20 protein-coding genes are annotated in these 17,876 nt (G+C 67.5%); 8 read left to right on the top strand and 12 right to left on the bottom strand.

From position 1 onward, the window contains the following. Nucleotides 1–3: 3 nt before the first annotated feature. Nucleotides 4–1,848 carry an aminopeptidase P family protein gene (locus tag ASF26_RS00405; RefSeq protein ID WP_056247948.1) on the bottom strand — a complete coding sequence of 615 codons (1,845 nt, stop codon included), beginning with the start codon at nt 1,846–1,848 and terminating at the stop codon, nt 4–6. A gap of 43 nt (nt 1,849–1,891) precedes the next feature. Beyond that, nucleotides 1,892–2,809 carry a 50S ribosomal protein L11 methyltransferase gene (locus ASF26_RS00400; protein WP_056247946.1) on the bottom strand — a complete coding sequence of 306 codons (918 nt, stop codon included), beginning with the start codon at nt 2,807–2,809 and terminating at the stop codon, nt 1,892–1,894. A gap of 498 nt (nt 2,810–3,307) precedes the next feature. On the opposite strand from ASF26_RS00400, the gene modB reads away from it, so the two are divergent. From modB to ASF26_RS00385, 3 genes are all read left to right on the top strand, one after another. After that, nucleotides 3,308–4,000 (top strand): molybdate ABC transporter permease subunit, encoded by a 693-nt coding sequence (modB, locus tag ASF26_RS00395; RefSeq protein WP_056247943.1) that lies wholly within the window; start codon nt 3,308–3,310, stop codon nt 3,998–4,000. Between the two features lie 8 nt (nt 4,001–4,008). After that, entirely contained in the window at nt 4,009–5,154 is a 1,146-nt protein-coding gene (gene modC / locus ASF26_RS00390; protein ID WP_056247940.1) for a molybdenum ABC transporter ATP-binding protein, read from the top strand. A 158-nt stretch (nt 5,155–5,312) separates the two neighbouring features. Beyond that, entirely contained in the window at nt 5,313–5,705 is a 393-nt protein-coding gene (locus ASF26_RS00385; RefSeq protein WP_056247937.1) for a hypothetical protein, read from the top strand. Nucleotides 5,706–5,932: 227 nt separating this feature from the next. Here ASF26_RS00385 and flaF read toward each other — a convergent pair whose 3' ends face one another. Beyond that, a complete protein-coding gene (gene flaF, locus ASF26_RS23275; RefSeq protein ID WP_244475776.1) occupies nt 5,933–6,514 on the bottom strand; it encodes a flagellar biosynthesis regulator FlaF in 582 nt (193 codons plus the stop codon). A 75-nt stretch (nt 6,515–6,589) separates the two neighbouring features. Here flaF and ASF26_RS00375 point away from each other — a divergent pair, with 75 nt between their 5' ends. Further along, nucleotides 6,590–6,844 (top strand): hypothetical protein, encoded by a 255-nt coding sequence (locus ASF26_RS00375; protein ID WP_056247930.1) that lies wholly within the window; start codon nt 6,590–6,592, stop codon nt 6,842–6,844. Between the two features lie 12 nt (nt 6,845–6,856). Here the strand turns inward: ASF26_RS00375 and ASF26_RS22985 are convergent, their stop codons facing one another. The 7 genes from ASF26_RS22985 to ASF26_RS00345 all read right to left on the bottom strand — a co-directional run bounded on the left by ASF26_RS22985 (nt 6,857) and on the right by ASF26_RS00345 (nt 11,053). After that, complete coding sequence (locus tag ASF26_RS22985; protein ID WP_197031090.1) at nt 6,857–7,012, bottom strand: hypothetical protein; 156 nt, start codon at nt 7,010–7,012, stop codon at nt 6,857–6,859. A 190-nt stretch (nt 7,013–7,202) separates the two neighbouring features. After that, nucleotides 7,203–7,466 (bottom strand): hypothetical protein, encoded by a 264-nt coding sequence (locus tag ASF26_RS00370; RefSeq protein WP_227437903.1) that lies wholly within the window; start codon nt 7,464–7,466, stop codon nt 7,203–7,205. A 189-nt stretch (nt 7,467–7,655) separates the two neighbouring features. Further along, nucleotides 7,656–8,180 (bottom strand): metallophosphoesterase family protein, encoded by a 525-nt coding sequence (locus tag ASF26_RS00365; RefSeq protein WP_056247927.1) that lies wholly within the window; start codon nt 8,178–8,180, stop codon nt 7,656–7,658. 13 nt (nt 8,181–8,193) lie between these two features. Continuing rightward, nucleotides 8,194–9,198, bottom strand: coding sequence for an energy transducer TonB (locus tag ASF26_RS00360; protein ID WP_056247925.1), 1,005 nt, complete (start codon nt 9,196–9,198; stop codon nt 8,194–8,196). 5 nt (nt 9,199–9,203) lie between these two features. Then, nucleotides 9,204–9,686, bottom strand: a complete 483-nt coding sequence (tolR, locus tag ASF26_RS00355) for a protein TolR (RefSeq protein ID WP_056147332.1) — start codon at nt 9,684–9,686, stop codon at nt 9,204–9,206. A 111-nt stretch (nt 9,687–9,797) separates the two neighbouring features. Further along, nucleotides 9,798–10,490, bottom strand: a complete 693-nt coding sequence (locus tag ASF26_RS00350; protein WP_056247920.1) for a MotA/TolQ/ExbB proton channel family protein — start codon at nt 10,488–10,490, stop codon at nt 9,798–9,800. Between the two features lie 86 nt (nt 10,491–10,576). Further along, entirely contained in the window at nt 10,577–11,053 is a 477-nt protein-coding gene (locus ASF26_RS00345; RefSeq protein WP_156462811.1) for a Tat pathway signal protein, read from the bottom strand. 589 nt (nt 11,054–11,642) lie between these two features. On the opposite strand from ASF26_RS00345, the gene ASF26_RS00340 reads away from it, so the two are divergent. After that, nucleotides 11,643–12,080, top strand: a complete 438-nt coding sequence (locus ASF26_RS00340) for an Hsp20 family protein (RefSeq protein ID WP_056147326.1) — start codon at nt 11,643–11,645, stop codon at nt 12,078–12,080. A 78-nt stretch (nt 12,081–12,158) separates the two neighbouring features. Continuing rightward, complete coding sequence (locus ASF26_RS00335) at nt 12,159–12,443, top strand: DUF1150 domain-containing protein (RefSeq protein ID WP_056247917.1); 285 nt, start codon at nt 12,159–12,161, stop codon at nt 12,441–12,443. A 20-nt stretch (nt 12,444–12,463) separates the two neighbouring features. On the opposite strand, the gene ASF26_RS00330 is transcribed toward ASF26_RS00335, so the two are convergent. After that, nucleotides 12,464–13,243 carry an alpha/beta hydrolase gene (locus ASF26_RS00330; RefSeq protein ID WP_056247915.1) on the bottom strand — a complete coding sequence of 260 codons (780 nt, stop codon included), beginning with the start codon at nt 13,241–13,243 and terminating at the stop codon, nt 12,464–12,466. Between the two features lie 179 nt (nt 13,244–13,422). Here ASF26_RS00330 and ASF26_RS00325 point away from each other — a divergent pair, with 179 nt between their 5' ends. Both ASF26_RS00325 and infC read left to right on the top strand, forming a co-directional pair. Continuing rightward, a complete protein-coding gene (locus ASF26_RS00325; RefSeq protein ID WP_056249658.1) occupies nt 13,423–14,649 on the top strand; it encodes a glycosyltransferase family 4 protein in 1,227 nt (408 codons plus the stop codon). 188 nt (nt 14,650–14,837) lie between these two features. Next, nucleotides 14,838–15,359, top strand: coding sequence for a translation initiation factor IF-3 (gene infC, locus ASF26_RS00320; protein ID WP_018042013.1), 522 nt, complete (start codon nt 14,838–14,840; stop codon nt 15,357–15,359). A 170-nt stretch (nt 15,360–15,529) separates the two neighbouring features. Here the strand turns inward: infC and ASF26_RS00315 are convergent, their stop codons facing one another. Then, on the bottom strand, nt 15,530–17,866 hold the full coding sequence (locus ASF26_RS00315) for an amylo-alpha-1,6-glucosidase (RefSeq protein ID WP_200925865.1): 2,337 nt from the start codon (nt 17,864–17,866) through the stop codon (nt 15,530–15,532). Nucleotides 17,867–17,876 lie beyond the last annotated feature (10 nt).

Raw genomic sequence — 17,876 nt, 5'->3', positions numbered from 1 at the left:
GGATCACGCGTCTGCGTCCTTCATCCGACGCAACGGCTGCGTCACCGCCTCGAGCCACGCCCGCGTCTCCCCGTCGAGATCGGCGCTCAGGGCCTGCCGCACCCGCGCGTGATACGAATCGATCCAGGCGATCTCGGCCTCGTCCAGCAGCGAGAGGTCGATGAGGCTGGCATCGTAGGGGGCGAGCGTCAGGGTCTCGAAGCCGAGCATCGGCCGGTCCCCGCCGGGGATCGCGCGCTCCTCCACGAGGACGAGGTTCTCGATGCGGATGCCGTAGGCGCCGGCCCGGTAATAGCCCGGCTCGTTGGAAAGGATCATACCGGGCGAGAGGGCGGTGGTGCCGGTCTTGGCGATGCGCTGCGGGCCTTCATGGACGGAGAGGAATGCGCCGACGCCGTGGCCGGTGCCGTGATCGAAATCGAGCCCCGCCTGCCAGAGCGGCGCGCGGGCGAAGGAATCGATCTGCGCGCCGGTGGTGCCCTTCGGGAACATGGCCCGCGCGATGGCGACATGGCCCTTGAGCACGCGCGTGAAGCGGTCGCGCATCTCCTCCGTCGGCGTGCCGATCGCGACGGTGCGGGTAATGTCGGTGGTCCCGTCCGCATATTGCGCGCCCGAATCGACGAGGAAGAGTTCGCCCTCGCCGACCGTCCGGTCTGTGTCGCGGGTGACGCGGTAATGCACGATGGCGCCGTTGGGGCCGCTGCCCGAGATGGTCGGGAAGGAGATGTCCCGCAACAGGCCGGTCTCGCCGCGAAGATCCTCCAGCGCCTCCACGGCGGCGATCTCGGTGAGGAGGCCGCCCGGCGCCTGCCGCGAGAGCCAGGCGAGAAAGCGGGTGACTGCGATCCCGTCGCGATGATGGGCCGCGCGCGATCCGGCGATCTCGCCCGCATTCTTCACCGCCTTCATCAGCGTGATCGGATCCGGGCCGGGATCGACCCGGCCCCCGGCCTGTTCCACCAGTGTCGCCAGGGCCGACGCGCCGGTGGCGGAATCGAGCCTGATCCTGGACGCTCCGGCAGCGAGAGCGGCGAGGGCGGCGTCGAAATCCGCCCGCCCGGCGATGTCCGCGGAGGGCGAGAGCGCCTCCCGCAAGGCGGGATCGATGGCCGACGAGGTGAGATACAGGGCGGCACGCCCGGTCCGGGGGACGACGGCATAGCCCAGCGCCAGGGGCGTATGCGCCACGTCGCTGCCGCGCAGGTTGAACGCCCAGGCGAGATTATGCGGATCGGAGATCACCAGGGCGTCGCAGCCGCCGCGCCCGAGCGCCTCGCGGATGCGGCGGAGCTTGGCCTCGACGGAGTCTCCGGCGAGTTCGAGGGGATGCGCCACCACCGCGCCTGCGGGGGCGGCGGGCCTGTCGGCCCAGACCGCATCGACGGGGTTCTCCGCAACCGGTGAGATGCTGGCCCCGGCCTTGGCCGCCGCCTTCTCCAATTTGGCGACGCCCTCGGCGGTGTGGAGCCAGGGATCGTAGCCGAGCACGGCGCCCTGCCTAAGGTGCTCGCCGATCCAGGCCTCGACACTGGTCTCTGCGAGCTGAACCGGGGTGAGGATCGTGGTGTCCACCTGTGCCGGAGCCTGGAGCGTGTAGCGCCCGTCCACCACCAGGGCCGCCTCATCGGCGAGAATCACGGCGGTGCCGGCCGAGCCGGTGAAGCCTGTGAGCCAGGCGAGGCGCTCGGCATTCGCGGGCACGTATTCCGATTGATGCTCGTCGGCGCGGGGCACCACGAACCCGTCGATCCCCGCCCGCCGCATTGCCTCCCTCAGGGCGGCGATGCGCGTCGCGCCCTCCCGGTGGCTCGGATCGTCGAAGGTCTGGAAGCGGGCGCGGCTCATGGCATCGAGAGTTACGCGCCGCCGGACGAGGCGGCAACCGCCCTCAGAGCGGGCGCGGTGCCGCTCCGCCGCGCTTGAGCACCAGCGTCGCCCAGCCCTCAATCAAGCCATGCCGGGCGAGGTGGAAGCCGCGATGGCGATAGGTGGAGAGGACGCCGGGCACGTCGCGTTCGATCAGCCCCGAGAGGATGAGCACGCCGTGATCCGCCACCGTCGCCGTGAGGGTCGGCGCGAGGCGCTTCAGGGGCCGAGCGAGGATGTTGGCGAAGACTACGTCGAAGCGCCGGCTCCGGTTCGCGCTCGCATGGCGCACGCCGGGTCCGACATAGAGCCGGACGAGACCGCCGAGACCGTTCAAACGGGCATTGCCCTTGGCGGTGGAGACCGCCTCGGGGTCGAGGTCGCCGGCATGGACCGGCTGATGCAGGGCTTTGGCCGCCGCGAAGGCGAGGATGCCGGTGCCGGTGCCCACATCGAGCACATGCGCGGGACGGCCCTGCTTGAGGATGCCGGCCAGCGCCTTGAGGCAGCCCAGCGTCGTGCCGTGGTGGCCTGTGCCGAAGGCGAGGGCCGCCTCGATCTCGATGGCCAGATCGTTGGGCCGCACAGTGTGGCGGTCATGCGCGCCGTGGACGAGGAACCGCCCGGCGCGGACGGGATTCAACCCCTCCAGGGAGGCGCGGACCCAATCCTGCTGGTCGATGGTCTCGAATGCAGCCGCATCGGCCTGCTCGCCGACCAGGGGGCGGATCAGGTCGCGGACCATTTCCTCATCCGGTGCGTCGGCGAAATAGGCCTCCAGCCGCCAGGTCTTGCCGTCCTCCGCCTCGAAGGCGGCCACCGCCGTCTCCGTCGGATCGAACATTTCGCCGAGGATGTCGGTCATGGCGCGCGCCGACCGCTCGTCCGTGAGGAGGCGCAGCACATGGGTGGGGCGGTTGGGATGAAGGCCTTCGAGCATGGTGCGGGCTCTAGCATCCGCGGGGATTGCCCGCCACCATCGCGGAACCGAGTCCGAACCTTCGCGTTTTTCTGCGCTTCTCCTGTCGTCCCCGTGGCGTTCGAGGGTGCGGTGTTGAGTACGAACCAGAAGAAAAACATAACCCGGGCCCCCGTGGCCATCGTCGGCAGGAGGACCACCCGACGCCTCCGTGCGAGCGGAGCCTCGGGGCTGCTCGATTCCGAGCCGCATTTCGAACCGATCCCGGGTTCGATGCTGGTTCTGTTGAGCCGCCTCCATCGCGCCGAGCTCCGGATCAAGCCGGAGGACGAGCCGCCCGCGGCCTGAGCGCATGCCTCCTGGGTGGTGGCGATCCGTGCTATCGACGCTGGCGACCGGCAGGCGCGGTTCGCGAGGATCGGCTTGCGGAGAGAGGGATGCGCGTCTCCATGATCCAGGCTAGCGGCTTTCGAGGCTCGGGCATGCGCTCCTCCGAGACCGGAATCTGATCCGTCTCTCGTGTTTAATTTCACCCCCGACGAATGGAGCGCCATCGGTCTGAGCTTGAAGGTCGCCTCCGTGGCGACGCTGGCGAGCCTCGTTCCCGGTCTCGGCATCGCCATGCTCCTGGCGCGCGGGCGTTTCCCCGGCCGCGCGCTCCTCGACGGTCTGGTTCATCTGCCCCTGATCCTGCCGCCGGTGGTGACGGGCTATCTGCTGCTGCTGTCGTTCGGGCGGCGTGGCATCTTCGGCGCGGCGCTCGCCGAGGTCGGGATCGTGTTCTCGTTCCGCTGGACCGGAGCGGCCCTGGCCTGCGCGATCATGGGGTTTCCGCTCATGGTTCGGGCCATGCGCCTGTCCATCGAGGCGGTGGACCGGCGCCTCGAACAGGCCGCGGCCACCCTCGGAGCGAGGCCGAGCGCGGTCTTCCTCACCGTCACCCTGCCGCTCGCCATGCCCGGCATCCTCGCCGGTTCGGTGCTGGCTTTCGCCAAGGCGATGGGCGAGTTCGGCGCCACCATCACCTTCGTCTCCAACATCCCTGGCGAGACCCAGACGCTGCCCTCCGCGATCTACAGCCTGACTCAGGTGCCCGGCGGGGAGGGGGCCGCGTTGCGCCTCACCCTGATCTCGGTGGCCCTGTCGATGGCGGCCCTCCTCGTCTCGGACCTGCTGGCCCGGCGCCTCGCGCGCCGCCTCGGCACGGGGTGAGGAGGCCCATGTCCGCCACCCGCGACTCCGCGACTCAGGACTCCGTTACCCTCGACATCGACGTGTCGCTCACGCGGGGGAGCTTCAGCCTCGACGTCGCCTTCACCGCCGGTCCCGGTCTCACCGCCCTGTTCGGCCGTTCGGGCTCGGGCAAGACCACGGTGATCGACCTCGTCGCCGGGCTGGCGCTGCCCGACCGGGGCCGCATCGCGGTGTCGGGCGAGACGCTTCTCGATAGGGACCGGGGGATCGCCGTTCCGGCCCATCGTCGGCGCATCGGAGTGGTGTTCCAGCAGGCGCGGCTGTTGCCGCATCTCAGCGTGCGCCGGAACCTGGGCTACGGCCGGGCCTTCGCGCGGAGCCGCAGCGACGGGATCGCCTTCGACGGCGTCGTCGATCTCCTCGGCATCGGTCATCTCCTCGACCGGCGGCCGGCGGGGCTGTCGGGTGGCGAGGCGCAACGGGTAGCGATTGGCCGGGCCCTGCTCAGCCGGCCCCGGCTCCTGCTCATGGACGAGCCCCTCGCCGCCCTGGACGAGGCCCGCAAGGCCGAGATCCTGCCCTATATCGAGCGCCTGCGCGACGAGGCTGGCCTGCCCATCGTCTATGTCAGCCACGCGGTTTCGGAGGTGGCGCGCCTGGCGCGCACCGTCGTGGTGCTCGAGGCTGGCCGTGTCGCCGCCGTCGGCGCGGCCGATACGGTGCTTCGCCGGGTGGACCTCCTTGCCGCGCAGGGGGGCGAGGCCGGCGCCATCCTCGACATGGTCGTGGGCGAGACCGATCCTGAGACCGGCCTGACGCGCCTGAGCGGGCGTGCCGGTCGGCTCTCCGTTCCCCGCCTGACGCGGAGCCCCGGCACGGCGGTGCGCATCCGCGTGCCGGCGCGTGACGTCCTCCTCGCCACGCAGCCGCCGTTGGGTTTGAGCGCGCGCAACCTGCTCGAAGGGCACGTCGTCTCGATCAACGCCGTCGGCGAGGCGGCGTCCATGGTGGAGATCGACTGCAACGGCGCCTTGCTGGCGGCCCGCCTGACCCGCGCCTCGGTGCGCGATCTCGCCCTCGCGCCCGGCCGCGCCGTCTACGCCGTGGTGAAAAGCGTCGCCTTCGATCCCGAGGGCGTCGGCACCGCGAGGCCGGACGCGGTGGAAATCTGACCGCGCGCCGGCCTGATTCTTAAAAAACTATCTATCCCCTTGAGAATTCCTTTCTCATCTTCGGGAACAGTGGTGGGTAATCGGCGGGTTTTAAAGACTGGTTTACCCTCGCCGTCGTTTTTGGTTGCATGCCACGACCACCTTCGAAAGGGCGTGCAATGACGATCCTCAGTATCTCTCCGATGTCGATGCCCAGCGTCGCGCCAGTCGCTCCGACCGTGAATGCCCCGGCTCCGGTGCGCAAAGCCGGCGCGGCGACGACGGTCGGCATGCCGTTGGACCCACCCGTGCGCTTCGATGTCCGGCTGGACGACGCACCCGTCGCCGACGACCAGGAGCCGAAGTCCAACACAGAGACGCCGACGCCCGATGAGCGCCGCATCACGGTGGATCAGGACACCAAGAGCCTCGTCTATCAGGTGGTGGACCCGAATTCCGGCGATGTCGTCGTTCAGTTGCCCGAGGCGACGATCCTTAGAGCCCGCGCCTATGCGGAGGCGACGGCGATGCGGGCGAAGGAAGATCAGCGACCCGTGGATCGGACCGCCTGACGGGATCGGGCCGGCATTACAAATCGAGGGCGAGTGGAAGAGGAGGGCCGCGGCGCAAGCTATGGCCTTATCGCCGTTTGCCCGTAGGGTCCGCGTCGTCCGGCATGCGACGGGGAAACCCGTCGGCGGTTTGTCGTCGTCACCCGCACGCATCGACCAAGCGGCATAGTGGGGCCTGGACGCGTTTCGATCCGTGCGGCCCCCTTCGAGAGACAGCCTTTCGCTCGTCAGGTGCGCAGACCTGCGGCGATCTGGTGATTGATGTTGATGAGGGCCGATAGCTTCTCCGCCTTCGGGTCGATCATCGTGTCGATCATCCGCTTGAAGACGAAGGTCGAGAGTTCGGCAATGCTCGTCTTGATTTCGATCGGCAACTGGCTCTCGGGACCCGTCGCGGCACCGGCAATGATCGTCCAGACTTTCTGATTGAAGTTCAGGGCCTCGTTCAACGCTCCCGACTGGTTCTGCCAATCTGCCTGTATCGTTTGGAGCCGGCCCGCCGCCTTGATAAGGACGGCTGCTTCCGCCTCCCGAGGCGACAACGCGGTCTGCGCGACCCGTGCATAGGCACTGGCTCCGTAGGACATGGTCGATCCTTCTCCCGAAGCGGCCGAGCTGATTCGGGCCGCTAGAGGCAGACGTTGACGGGGTAAGGTTAAAATCTGGTAGCGGACGGATTTCGCCCCAATCATGCCGATAAGCTGGGGGAGGACGTGGAGTGAGGTGGATGACCTCGCCTGTCCGACTGGATCGACCGACACGATGGCGTGCGCTGCAGCAAGGGAACGACGCCGGACGGCATTGTGCAACGTATCAGTTAGATTTTACGGTCATGCTGCGTTGAGACAGACCCGCGCTGCGGGCGGGCACGACTTTTCACAGACATGATGAATTTTCTGCTCGGTACGATTGCCGGAGGGCTCATCGCCGGGGTCGTCACCATCGTCGCCGTCCGACAGCCGGTGGTCCAGGCCAGACTAGGTCTCTATCCCGTCTCCTCCGCGCTGCTACTCCCGGCGGCTCCGCCGCGCATCGAGCCCCCTTGCAGCCTCGTCCCGGCCCGACCTCAAGGCGATCAGAGCATCGGCCACCCGGACATGCTGTTCTCCAAGCGGCGCTTCTGGTTCGTGGCCCCGTGATGGGGCCGACGATCACAGGCTGCTGAGGAGGAACATCACCATCGTCGTCGCCACGGTGGTCGAGAGGAATCCGCACAGCGCCGCCGCGAAAGACGGGCCGGTCGCCGGCGAGTGTGCGGCGTGGGACGAGAGCAGGGTGAGGTCGCTGTGCTGGGCGGACGCGTTCATGACGGAAGTCTCCCGACGGACAAGCTTTCCGTCGTTCGTGAAGCTGTGACGTGAGGATGGCGGTGCGGCTGTGCGTCGCCGCACCGGACAGGCGCGTATAAAGACATTTCGCAGTAAAGCGGATGCCGTTTTGGGCTCGAATTGTCAGCCGGATGTCGCCAGCACGCAGTATCCGCGTTCAGTCTAACGTTTAGTCGCAGCGGTTCACCGATTTGGCGGCCCGCAAAGCCCGTGTCTCGCTGCGAAGATCGATAGCGACGATGCCGGCACCGCAATCCTCGAACGCTTCCTTCGCGTCCTCGTACCGATCACCAACTTCGTCGAGGGTGTCGCAGACCCGGTCACGGTTGCCGAGACGTGCTTCCTCACGAGCCTGGTATCGCAGCGCCGCGGCCTCCTGGATCTTCCGTTCACCCTTGAGGCAGGAGGGAGCCGCGAGGGTGGGGGCGATCATGCACAGCACGAAGCCAAAAGCGGCGATGGGCGTTGCAGGAGCGAAGCGCATGGGAAAATCCGATTGTGCGTCTCGTTGAAGGTGGGCTGTTCGTCCTTCGACCCCGGCGACTTGGTCCGGTCGGTCCCTGATCAAATTCAAGGCCAGTGATCGGTCGTCATCGTCGAGTCTGCCGTTCAAACGGCGAACTCACGGCGAAGGTTCCGCAGGTTTCTTGCGCCTGCGAGAGGCCAGAATCTGGTCGAGGCGCACCGGTACACAGGCATGGACGTCGACCCCGACATCGTATTGCCGTGGGGCCGGCGTGAGCTTGCCGTGGGAATGGCCGTGGAGATTGAGGGCGCCGCGGCCGATGCCGTTCCAGGTCCGGAATGCGTAATGGCAGAGGACGAGCCGCTGCCCCTCCACGTCGATCTCGGCATAATGGGCTACCGAGGCCCAGTCCCGCAGGGCGAGCGTGCCCGGACCGTCATTGTTACCGACGATCAGGTGCTTCACGCCGTTGAGGGCGCCGACGATCTCGGCGATGCGCGCGTCGGAGGGGCCGACCGCCACGTCGCCGAGATGCCAGATGGTGTCCTCCGGCACGACCCTCTCGTTCCAGTTGGCGATGAGACCGGCATCGTGGGCCGCAAGGTCCGGATAAGGACGCCGGTCGATGTTCAGCGCACGCCTGTCGCCGAAATGCGTATCGCTGGTGAACCAAACCGCCACGACCCCGACCGGCTCAGCCGCCGGGCCGGAAGCGCATGGGAACGGTGACGGCGAGGCTGCTCACGGAGACGCCGGGAGGAGCCGCCGGCAGCGAACCGCGCACTGCGGCCAGGGCCGCGCCGTCGATGACACTGATGCCGCTGCTGCTGGCGAGCCCGGCACTGAGGACCTGACCCGAGCGTGAGACGGTGAAGCGCACCACGGCGGTGCCCCCCGCCGTCCCGGCCGCCGCGTTGCGGTTCATGCGGCCGTTGATGGCCGAGGCCAGGGCTCCCTGCCATTGGCGCAGGGCGCTCGGATCGTTCCCGCCTGCGGCGGAGCCGGTGCTGGCCTGCCTCGCCGACGAGGCCGAGCTGCTGGGCCCGCCCTCTCGGGCGGCGCGCGTGCTGGCTTCGCGTGCGGCTCTGAGCTTGGCCTCCTTGGCCGCCTTCAGTTTAGCTTCGCGAATGGCCTCGCGCTTGGCTTCCAGTTCTTCCCGGCGCTTGGCCTCGATCTTCGGATCGAGCTTCGGCTTCGGTTTGACGACCTCGACGGGCTTGGGCGGCTTGATCGGCTCGGGCGGCTTGGCCACGACGGGTGGCGGCGGCACGAGGGGTTCGGCCACCTCGGCGGTGGAGGTGACCACCTGCTCCTCCGGCGGCACTTCCGTGACCGTGTCGGGGGTTACCACGGGCTGGGTCTCTTCGGGCGGGATTTCCGCCGTCTCGGGCGGCGTTACCTGAGCCATCTCCGGTGGCTGCACCTCTTCCACGACGTCGGGCGTCTCGACGGGGGCCTCCTCTGCCGGCGGGGGCACAGCCTCCGTCATGGCGGGGGCGGACGGGGCTTCGGCTTCCGTCGATTGCGGTGCCAGATCGATGGTGATCGTGTTCTCGCCGGGGGGGGCCTTGGGCGGCTGGCCGAACAGCATCATGCCCGCCAGAACCGTCAGGTGCAGGACGAAAGCCACGAGGAAGGCCGCAGCGAGTCCCGTGGGACCTTTTGGTCCGGGTTCACGTGTCGAAACGAGGGCGCTCATCGGGTCTACCGCGGTGCTCCACTCGCGGCGGGGGCCGCCGGAAGCGCTCCGCCCGGGGATTGCGCGATGAGGGACACCTTGGTGAAGCCGGCCTGGCCGACGAGGCCCATCACTTCCATGATCTTGCCGTAGGGCACCTCCTTGTCGCCGCGCACCAGCATGACCTGGGTCGGGTCTTCCGCCGCCAGCGCCTTCAGGCGCGGCATGATCGTCTCGGGCGTCAGCTCGTCCTTGGCCAGGAACGGCTTGCCTTCCTTGTCGATGGAGATTTCAAGCGGCTTCTTCGCCTGAGCGACCTTGGCGGCCGTGGTCTTCGGCAGTTGCACGGGCACGCCCGTCGTCATCAGCGGCGCCGCGACCATGAAGATGATCAGCAGCACCAGCATCACGTCCACCATCGGAGTGACATTGATCTCAGACATCGGCGCGGAATCGAGGTCGTCCTCGTCATCGCCGCCGCCGCTGGCGCGGACCGAACCCATACCCATCGTTCGCCCTCCGGGGCTTCGGCGGCCGGCTCCCTGGCCCGCCGCATGTCGTCACTGGGCCGCCGCGTCCGCGCCGGCCATGGAATGTTTCAGTGCGTGAGAGGCGCCGTGTTACTCGGCGGCGGCGGCGTGCGGCACGCCCTTACGGTCCCGCGCGAGGCGGTTGCCGAGGGTGCCGATGCTCGCGACGAAGGCGGATTGCACCCGGCCGAGATCGTTGGTCAGCTTGTTGTAGGCCATCACCGCCGGGATCGCGACGATGAGGCCGATCGCCGTGGCGAAAAGCGCTTCGGCGATACCGGGGGCCACCACGGCGAGCGAGGTGTCCTGGCTCTGGGCGATGGACGAGAACGAATTCATGATGCCCCAGACCGTGCCGAACAAACCGATGAAGGGGGCGGTGGAGCCCGAGGTCGCCAGGAGCGGCAGGCCAGTCTGAAGGCGCTTGACCCGCAGGGTCAGGGCGGCCCGCATGGCGCGCTCGATGCGCTCGCGGCGCTCGGCGCGGGTCTCGGTGGTATCCTGGTCGCGCCACGCTTCGAGACCGGCCTGAACGATGCCCGCATCGATCCCCGATCCCGTCGCTTCGAGCGAACCGCCGGAGCGGACCAGGGCATCGAAGGCCTTGGCCTGACGCTTGGCGGCGGCGAAGCGGACGAGCTTCTCGAACACCACCGTCCAACAGGCGATCGAGGCGACCACCAGCAGGATCATGACGCTTTTGACGATCGGGTCCGCCTGGAGAAACAGGCCGATGAAAGAAAAGTCGTGGGCGGCAGCGGCCGGCGCGGAAGTCGGATCCATGGCGGGCTCCTCGGGGTTCGTTGGGTGGCGATCGCCGAGGGGCGACCGGATCGGCGTTCGGATGGGCCGTCTGCCCGTCTGCGGAGTTAGCGCGTGAACGTCGCGCTCGTCTTGCTCTCGGTCTCGATCCGGTCGAGGCAGCTCTCGCGGCTGGCCTCGCCGCCTTCGCAGGCGAGAACGTCGTTGAGGAGGACGCGGCCGATCTTCGGGCAGGCGAGGGACGGGAAGTCGAACAGCCGAACCATGGTCTTGCGGTCCTGGACGGGGCCGAGTTCGACGGCGAGGCGCTTCTGCGCGACGCCTTCCGTATCGAAGGCGAAGAGATCGAGCTTGAGGGATTTCAGCGCGGTGCCGCGGCTATTGTCCACGAGCAGATAGGTACGGCAGGCCTCGCCCGCCGGCTCGAGCCGGTTGAGTTCGAGCTTCAGGACGGGAGGCTTCGCATCCTGCGCGACGGCGGAGCCGGCCCATCCCAGCGTGAGGGCAGTGGCCACCAGGGCGGCGCCGACGGCCCGGACGGGAGAAAGAGTTGGGAAGTCGATCACGCAGTGCGCCTCTTTCATAACGGTCCGGTTCTCCTCGGTTGCGGCAGTCCCTGGTCGCCTGCGTCGAAACGCCATGGCAAACGGGAAGCGCCGAGACCCCTGGCAGGGCTCGTCTTCGGCGGTTCCTCGGGCAATGAGCGCGACGCTCGCGTTCCAGTGTCGCTCCAGCCTGACCCGTGGCGCCCGGCTTGCGCACCGCCGCATCGTTCGACGTGGCGCGGAGTATCCGAATTGATCCGGTAAGATCAAGCTTTGGGCTGAAAATCAGAGCAGTTCCAAACTGTTACTGCGACGCTCCCCTCGGGCATCGTCGATTTCCTAAATGCCCCAATTAAGTTGCCTGATCGTCCCGGCTCCTGGCGCCTCCTCTCGAACCGCAATCATCCTCCCCGCCCGATGCGATGGTATTCCGGGCGGGCCTCTGAGGTTGGGGGGCGGACGGTGCGAGGAGCCGGCGGTGAGCCGAACCCTTGATGCCGCTTTTCCACATCTCCATATCGCGATCACCGGCAGGCGACTGCCGGGAGGGGTGCTGCAGCAGGCGGGCTCCGACAGTTCGAAGTGCCTCATTCTATCGACCCTTGGGCTTCGTGAAGGACAAGATCACGTGACGACACGGCCTTCTCCGTTCGGACATCCGTTTCTTCTCGGCTTCGACGAGATCGAGCAGGCCCTCGACCGGGTGTCGAAGGCGGCCAATGACGGGTACCCGCCTTACAACATCGAGCGCGTTCAGCGCTCCGACGACGAACCCGAGCGACTTCGCATCACCCTCGCGGTGGCCGGCTTCACGCGGGACCAACTCGACGTGATGCTGGAAGAAAACCAGCTCGTGGTGCGGGGCCGCCAGGTCGACGACAAATCGCGCCAGTTCCTGCATCGCGGCATCGCTGCCCGCCAGTTCCAGCGCGCCTTCCTCCTCGCCGACGGCATGGAGGTGGTGGGCGCCGACTTGTCGAACGGACTTCTCTCCATCGACCTCACCCGCCCGGAGCCGGAACGGATCGTCCGGAAGATCGCCATCGCATCCCGCGACGACGTCTAGGAGTGCGACCTGTCCACCTGGTGACGGCCCGCGAATGGAGCCGCACTGGACCAAGCTCTGCCTCGAAAGGAGGGCATCATGACCGACTTCAACCCGAACCCGATCACCCCGGCCGATCTCGACCCCGCCGAATTCAACGCGGCCGACCTCGCGGCCCTCGGCGAAGGGCACCTCGCCTATGTCCGGCCGATCCGCTCCGACGAGGTCAAGCGGCTGTTTCCGCAGGCGCCGGACCTGACCCCGGGCATGGACCTCTTCGCCCTGCTCTCGGCCAGCGGCAGCCCGATCCTGCTGGCCGATTCGCGGGACGTGATCGTCGCCAACGCGGTGGCGAACGATCTGCACGCCGTGAGCCTGCACTGAAGGACGACCCCCCTCGCGGCTCAGCCGATCTCCGCCACCGCCGCGAGCATCCGTGCGAGATCCTGCGGCCGTGACAGGCGGTGGTCGCCATCCGCGATGAGGGTGAGGACGGTGCCGGGAGCCGGCAGCCGTTCCACCGTCGCGAGGGCATGGGTGTAGGGGACGTCCGGATCCCGCATGCCCTGCAGGATATGCACCGGGCAGCCCGGATCGATCGTCTCGCCGAGGATGAGATGCCGGCGCCCGTCCTCGATCAGCGCCATGGTGGTGGGCACCGGCTCCGGCCCGTATTCGGTGGGTCGCATCCACACCCCTTCCCGTTGCATCGTCTCGCGGATCTCGGGTGGGAAACGCTCCCACATCAGGGTCTCGGTGAAATCGAGGGCGGGAGCGATCAGTACCATGCCGGCCAGGGGGGCATCGCCCCGGAGCGTCCGGGCGCGCGCCGCAAGGCAGGAGATCCAGCCTCCCATCGATGAGCCGACGAGGATGGCCGGCCCCGTCACGGTGGCGTCGAGGACAGCCATGGCGTCTTCGAGCCAAGTCGAGATCGTCGATTCGGCGAACTCTCCTTCCGACTCGCCGTGGCCGGTATAGTCGAACCTGACGAGAGCGCGGCCATGGTCCCGCGCATAGGCGTCGAGGACCATCGCCTTGGTGGCGCCCATATCGGAGCGGAAGCCCCCGAGCCAGACCAGAGCGGGTCCGTCTCCCGCGCGGGTACGCACCGCGATGCGACGCGCGGCGTCTCCCTTGCCCACGGTGATGAAGGTCGGGGCCTGGGTGAGCGCAGAGTCCATGCGTAGTCCTTTTTATTTGGTAAAACCGACATTTGACTGTCATGCAGTCGCATTTCGTTTACCGAGCCGTAAAGCGTGTCCCCGATGCTGGAGACCATGATCGAGACACGAGACGAGTCCCGTCGCCCCTTCGAAGACCATCTTCCGTCGATCCGGCCGTCTCCGGAAGGATGTACCCGATGAGCGGCGAGGAGAGATTCGGGGCCGGATTCCCCAGCGAGGCGCAACCTCTGGCGGGCGCCACGGTGCTGCAGATCATTCCGGCCCTCGACGCCGGTGGGGCCGAGCGTACCACGGTGGATGTGGCCGCGGCCCTCGCCTCCGCGGGCGCACGGGCGCTCGTGGCGACGGAAGGCGGACGCCTGGTCGGCGAGATGCAGGCCAAGGGCGGTACCTGGCTTCCATTCCCCGCCGCCTCCAAGAACCCCCTCGCTATGGCGCTGAATGTCGGGCGCCTCGCGCGCCTTTGCCGGCGCGAGGGGGTCCAGATCGTCCATGCCCGCTCGCGCGCTCCGGCCTGGGTGGCCCTCGGCGCCGCCCGGCGGCTGAAGATTCCTTATGTGACCACCTATCACGGCAGTTATTCCGGCCGGACCAGCGTGAAGGTATTGTACAATTCGGTGATGGCGCGCGGCGATGTGGTCATCGCCAATTCCCACTACACCGCCGACCTCATCCGGATGCTTCATGCCGATCAGGCCGGCGACCGTGTCCGGGTCGTCCATCGCGGCACAGATCTCGCCCAGTTCTCGCCCAGCGCCGTGGCGCCCGCCCGCGTCGAGGCCCTGCGCCGGTCCTGGGGGGTGGCGCCGCACCAGCGCGTCGTCCTGCTCGCGGCCCGGCTCACCGCCTGGAAGGGTCAGCGCGTGCTGATCGAGGCGGCCGCATTCCTGCGCGACCGGGGCATCGCCGATGTCGTCTTCGTCCTGGCCGGCGATCCGCAGGGCCGCTCCGCTTACGAGCGGGAACTCGACACATTGATCGAGGCGCGCGGGCTTCGCGACATCGTCCTGCGGGTCGGCCATTGCACCGACATGCCGGCCGCCTTCCGGGCGGCTTCGGTGGTCGCCGTCCCGTCCGTGGAGCCCGAGGCCTTCGGGCGTTCGGCGGTGGAAGCTCAGGCTCTCGGAACTCCGGTGGTGGTCTCGGATCTAGGCGCGGTGCCGGAAACGGTGCTCGCCCCGCCGGAAGTGCCCGCGGCCCAGCGCACCGGCTGGCGGGTGCCACCCGGCGACGCCCCGGCTCTGGCCGAGGCTCTGCTCGAAGCGCTCACCCTCGGGGCCAGCGCGCGGGACGCCATGACCCGCCGGGGGCGCGCCCATGTGGAGGCGCATTTCTCTCTCGATGGCATGGTGGGCGCCACCCTCGACATCTATGCGGAACTTCTCGCCCGGCGCCCGCGCTGAGACTGTATGAGCCGGTTCGTGAACCAAACCCGCTCCTGCCTGTTGACACGGGACGCAGTTCGGACATGGTGTCCGTAACCGGATTGCCGGAGCGATTGGTGGCAGGTCTAGCCCTCCGGGCGATGTCCGCAGGCTGCCGTTTCGTCGTTCACTAGGAGATTGAAGCCATTCGTAGACCAATGAGAGCCATGCCGGCCCCGCAGAAGGACGGGCCGCGCGCCAATCGGGACATCCGTGGCGTCCGCGAAGTGCAGCTCATCGATGATACCGGGCAGAACCGCGGTGTCGTCGCCTTCTTCGACGCGCTCGCCCTTGCCGAAGAGGCGGGCCTCGATCTCGTGGAGATCGCGCCGAACTCCGTCCCTCCCGTCTGTAAGCTTCTCGATTACGGCCGCTTCCGCTTCAACGAACAGAAGAAGCAGAACGAGGCCCGCAAGAAGCAGAAGACGGTTGAGGTCAAGGAGATCAAGCTCCGCCCCGGTATCGACAAGCACGATTACGACACCAAGATGAAGGCGGTCATCCGCTTCTTCGAGGAGGGCGACAAGGTGAAGGTCACCCTGCGCTTCCGTGGCCGTGAGATGGCGCACCAGGATATCGGCCTGCGCCTGCTCGAGCGGGTGAAGAACGAGACCCAGGAAATCGCCAAGGTCGAGAGCGAGCCAATGCTAGAAGGCCGCCAGATGATCATGATCCTGGCGCCGCGCTGAGGTCGCTGTCGTCCCACCACGAGACATAGATCATTTAAAAGCCGCTTCCTTGGGGAGGCGGCTTTTTTTATCGCCCTACAGCCGGTCTCGAATGTCGTGTGATTCGAGGCAGCTTCGTGCTTGCCGCGAGGGGAGGGGGCAGCCTGGGAGCCGCCCCCAATTCCCAGTATTTACTTCACCACGGACACCTGAGCATCGCCCACCCGCCTCAGCACGTTCACCGTGACGTCGCTGCCGTAGCGCTGCACCCGCAGGTCGATCCGTGATTCGCCGAGCTTCAGGTTGAAGATCGAGACGCCTTCGAGGAAGTCCGGCAGGGTGGGGTTGCGCAGGCGAATGCGGTTGCGGTCGTGCTGGATCTCCAAACCGATGCAGGCGGAGAGGAAGGCGAACGGAGCCGCCGCCGCCCAGGCCTGGGGCGAGCAGGCCACAGGGTAGGAGACGGGGCCGCGCTGATTGCGGCGCATGAAGCCGCAGAACAGCTCCGGCAGGCGCTTCTGGTCCTGGTACAGGGCGGTGTCGAACATGCCCTGGAAGATACGGGACGCTTCCGGCTTCAGGTCGTAGCGCGCGAGGCCCATGGCCACCAGGGCGTTGTCGTGCGGCCAGATCGAGCCGTTATGATACGACATCGGGTTGTAGCGGGCCTCGCCGCGCGCGATCGTGCGTACGCCCCAGCCGTTGAACCCGTCCTTGGACAGCAGGTTGGCGGCGACGCTCGCGGCGCGCTCCGGCAGGGCGATGCCGGTGAAGAGGGCATGGCCGGCATTGGACGAGCGCACGGCGCATTGCTTCTTCGCCCCGTCCAGGGCCAGCGCGTAGGTGCCGATCTCCTCGCACCAGAAGGCCTTGTCGAAGTTTTCGCGAAGGGCCAACGCCTCCTTGCCGAGACGGGCGGCGAGGTCGCCGTGGCCAAGCAGGGTGGCGAGCTTGGCCATGCCGTTCTTGGCGGCATAGACGTAGCCCTGGACTTCGCACAGGGCGATCGGACCCTTGGCCAATTGCCCATCCGTATGGAAGATCGAATCGTGGCTGTCCTTCCAGCCCTGGTTCTCCAGGCCCTTGTCGGTGTCGCGGGCATATTCGACGAAGCCGTCGCCGTCCCGGTCGCCGTACTCGTTCATCCACGTGAGGGCGAGTTCCAGGGCTGGCCAGATGCGCTTGATCGTCTCGATGTCGCCGGTGACTGCGTAATACTCATAGGCCAGCATGACGAAGAGCGGCGTGCCGTCGATGGTGCCGTAATAGTGGCGGAACGGCACCTCGCCGAGCATCGCCATCTCGCCGCGCCGCGTCTCGTGCAGAACCTTGCCCGGCTGGGCGTCGGCTGCGGGATCCACGGCCTTTGCCTGTGTCGAGGCGAGGTAGCGCAGGACGCCCTTGGCAAAGTTCGGGTCGATCCAGAGCGCCATCATCGCGGTGATGATGCCGTCGCGGCCGAACACGGTGGAGTACCAGGGGATGCCGGCGAAGGGGTAGATGCCCTCGGGCGTGCGGCTCGCCAGCATGTAGAGGTCGGCGGTGGCGCGACAGGCCGCTTCGTTGAATTGATCGTTCGACGAGATGATCGTTGTGATCCCGGCGGTGAGCTGGCGCAGGTCCCGGCGCGCGTCGCGATAGGCGCGGGCGAAGATCACGCCCTCGCCGAGGCCCTTGGGATGGCGTGCGCCGGCGCTGCTTCCCGCCGCATGCGACAGGCCGGCGGCGGCGTCTTCGCCGACCTTCTCTGCAGCCGGAGCGCTGGTGAAGGCGCGGTGCGATTCGAAGACGACGCGGATGAACAGAGACGTCCGGCCGCCCGGAGGAAGCGAGACCTCGAACTCGGCGCGGCCCGGCTCGATATGGTGCGGCTTCGGACCGAAGTGGAGGCTCGTGGTGCGCACCACCTCGTCGAGACCTACATAGCGAAACTGGACTTCCGATTCGTTCGCCACCTGCACGCTGCGCTTGCCGCGGACCGGCCGGTCCATGCCGCGCACCTCGAACAGGTCGCGGTAATCGGCGTCGAAGGTCACGCCGATCTTGAGCTTCCAATGGCGCGAATCATAGTTGCGCAGGCCGATCCGGTCGTAGCAGGCCCCCTTGAATAGGAACTTCGTGCGTTCGATGGCGATCAGCTCGCGCGGGATCGTGGTCTCGTCATGGGCATCGATGCGGATGTCCGGCGTCGTCATGTCGACGCTCAGCGCGCCGTTGTCGTCCTGCATCACCGAGGAGAGCAGTAGGGGGCGCTGGTCCTCGATGGTGAAGCCGAGGCGCGACAGGTAGCGCGTATCCTGGAAATACAGGCCCTCCGGCCCGGGCAGCACGCCGATATCGCCGTAGCTGTCGAGGACGGCGAAGGCCTCGCCATATTTCAGCGATCGTAAGGGGCGCTCCACCAGCGAGGTCTGTGCCTCGATATGGTATTGCGGCAGCACCTCGTCGGCATCCTGGAAACCCTGTCCCAGCCCTTTCGTGCTGCCGGGACCGTCCTGTGTCGTCGCCGTGGAAGTGTTCGCCGCCATGCCTGAACGT

The sequence above is a fragment of the Methylobacterium sp. Leaf93 genome, from assembly GCF_001422345.1.
Classification (GTDB): Bacteria; Pseudomonadota; Alphaproteobacteria; order Rhizobiales; family Beijerinckiaceae; genus Methylobacterium; species Methylobacterium bullatum.
This window is presented reverse-complemented; position numbering and strand designations above follow the sequence as displayed.

Coding starts and splice junctions, on each gene's coding strand:
- tolR (WP_056147332.1), bottom strand. CDS start 9,686: ATGGGTATGGGTTCGGTCCGCGCCAGCGGCGGCGGCGATGACGAGGAC.
- ASF26_RS00405 (WP_056247948.1), bottom strand. CDS start 1,848: ATGAGCCGCGCCCGCTTCCAGACCTTCGACGATCCGAGCCACCGGGAG.
- ASF26_RS00360 (WP_056247925.1), bottom strand. CDS start 9,198: ATGAGCGCCCTCGTTTCGACACGTGAACCCGGACCAAAAGGTCCCACG.
- ASF26_RS22985 (WP_197031090.1), bottom strand. CDS start 7,012: ATGAACGCGTCCGCCCAGCACAGCGACCTCACCCTGCTCTCGTCCCAC.
- modC (WP_056247940.1), top strand. CDS start 4,009: ATGTCCGCCACCCGCGACTCCGCGACTCAGGACTCCGTTACCCTCGAC.
- infC (WP_018042013.1), top strand. CDS start 14,838: ATGCCGGCCCCGCAGAAGGACGGGCCGCGCGCCAATCGGGACATCCGT.
- ASF26_RS00385 (WP_056247937.1), top strand. CDS start 5,313: ATGACGATCCTCAGTATCTCTCCGATGTCGATGCCCAGCGTCGCGCCA.
- ASF26_RS00370 (WP_227437903.1), bottom strand. CDS start 7,466: ATGATCGCCCCCACCCTCGCGGCTCCCTCCTGCCTCAAGGGTGAACGG.
- ASF26_RS00315 (WP_200925865.1), bottom strand. CDS start 17,866: ATGGCGGCGAACACTTCCACGGCGACGACACAGGACGGTCCCGGCAGC.
- ASF26_RS00330 (WP_056247915.1), bottom strand. CDS start 13,243: ATGGACTCTGCGCTCACCCAGGCCCCGACCTTCATCACCGTGGGCAAG.
- ASF26_RS00375 (WP_056247930.1), top strand. CDS start 6,590: ATGATGAATTTTCTGCTCGGTACGATTGCCGGAGGGCTCATCGCCGGG.
- ASF26_RS00345 (WP_156462811.1), bottom strand. CDS start 11,053: ATGAAAGAGGCGCACTGCGTGATCGACTTCCCAACTCTTTCTCCCGTC.
- ASF26_RS00350 (WP_056247920.1), bottom strand. CDS start 10,490: ATGGATCCGACTTCCGCGCCGGCCGCTGCCGCCCACGACTTTTCTTTC.
- ASF26_RS00325 (WP_056249658.1), top strand. CDS start 13,423: ATGAGCGGCGAGGAGAGATTCGGGGCCGGATTCCCCAGCGAGGCGCAA.
- ASF26_RS00400 (WP_056247946.1), bottom strand. CDS start 2,809: ATGCTCGAAGGCCTTCATCCCAACCGCCCCACCCATGTGCTGCGCCTC.
- ASF26_RS00335 (WP_056247917.1), top strand. CDS start 12,159: ATGACCGACTTCAACCCGAACCCGATCACCCCGGCCGATCTCGACCCC.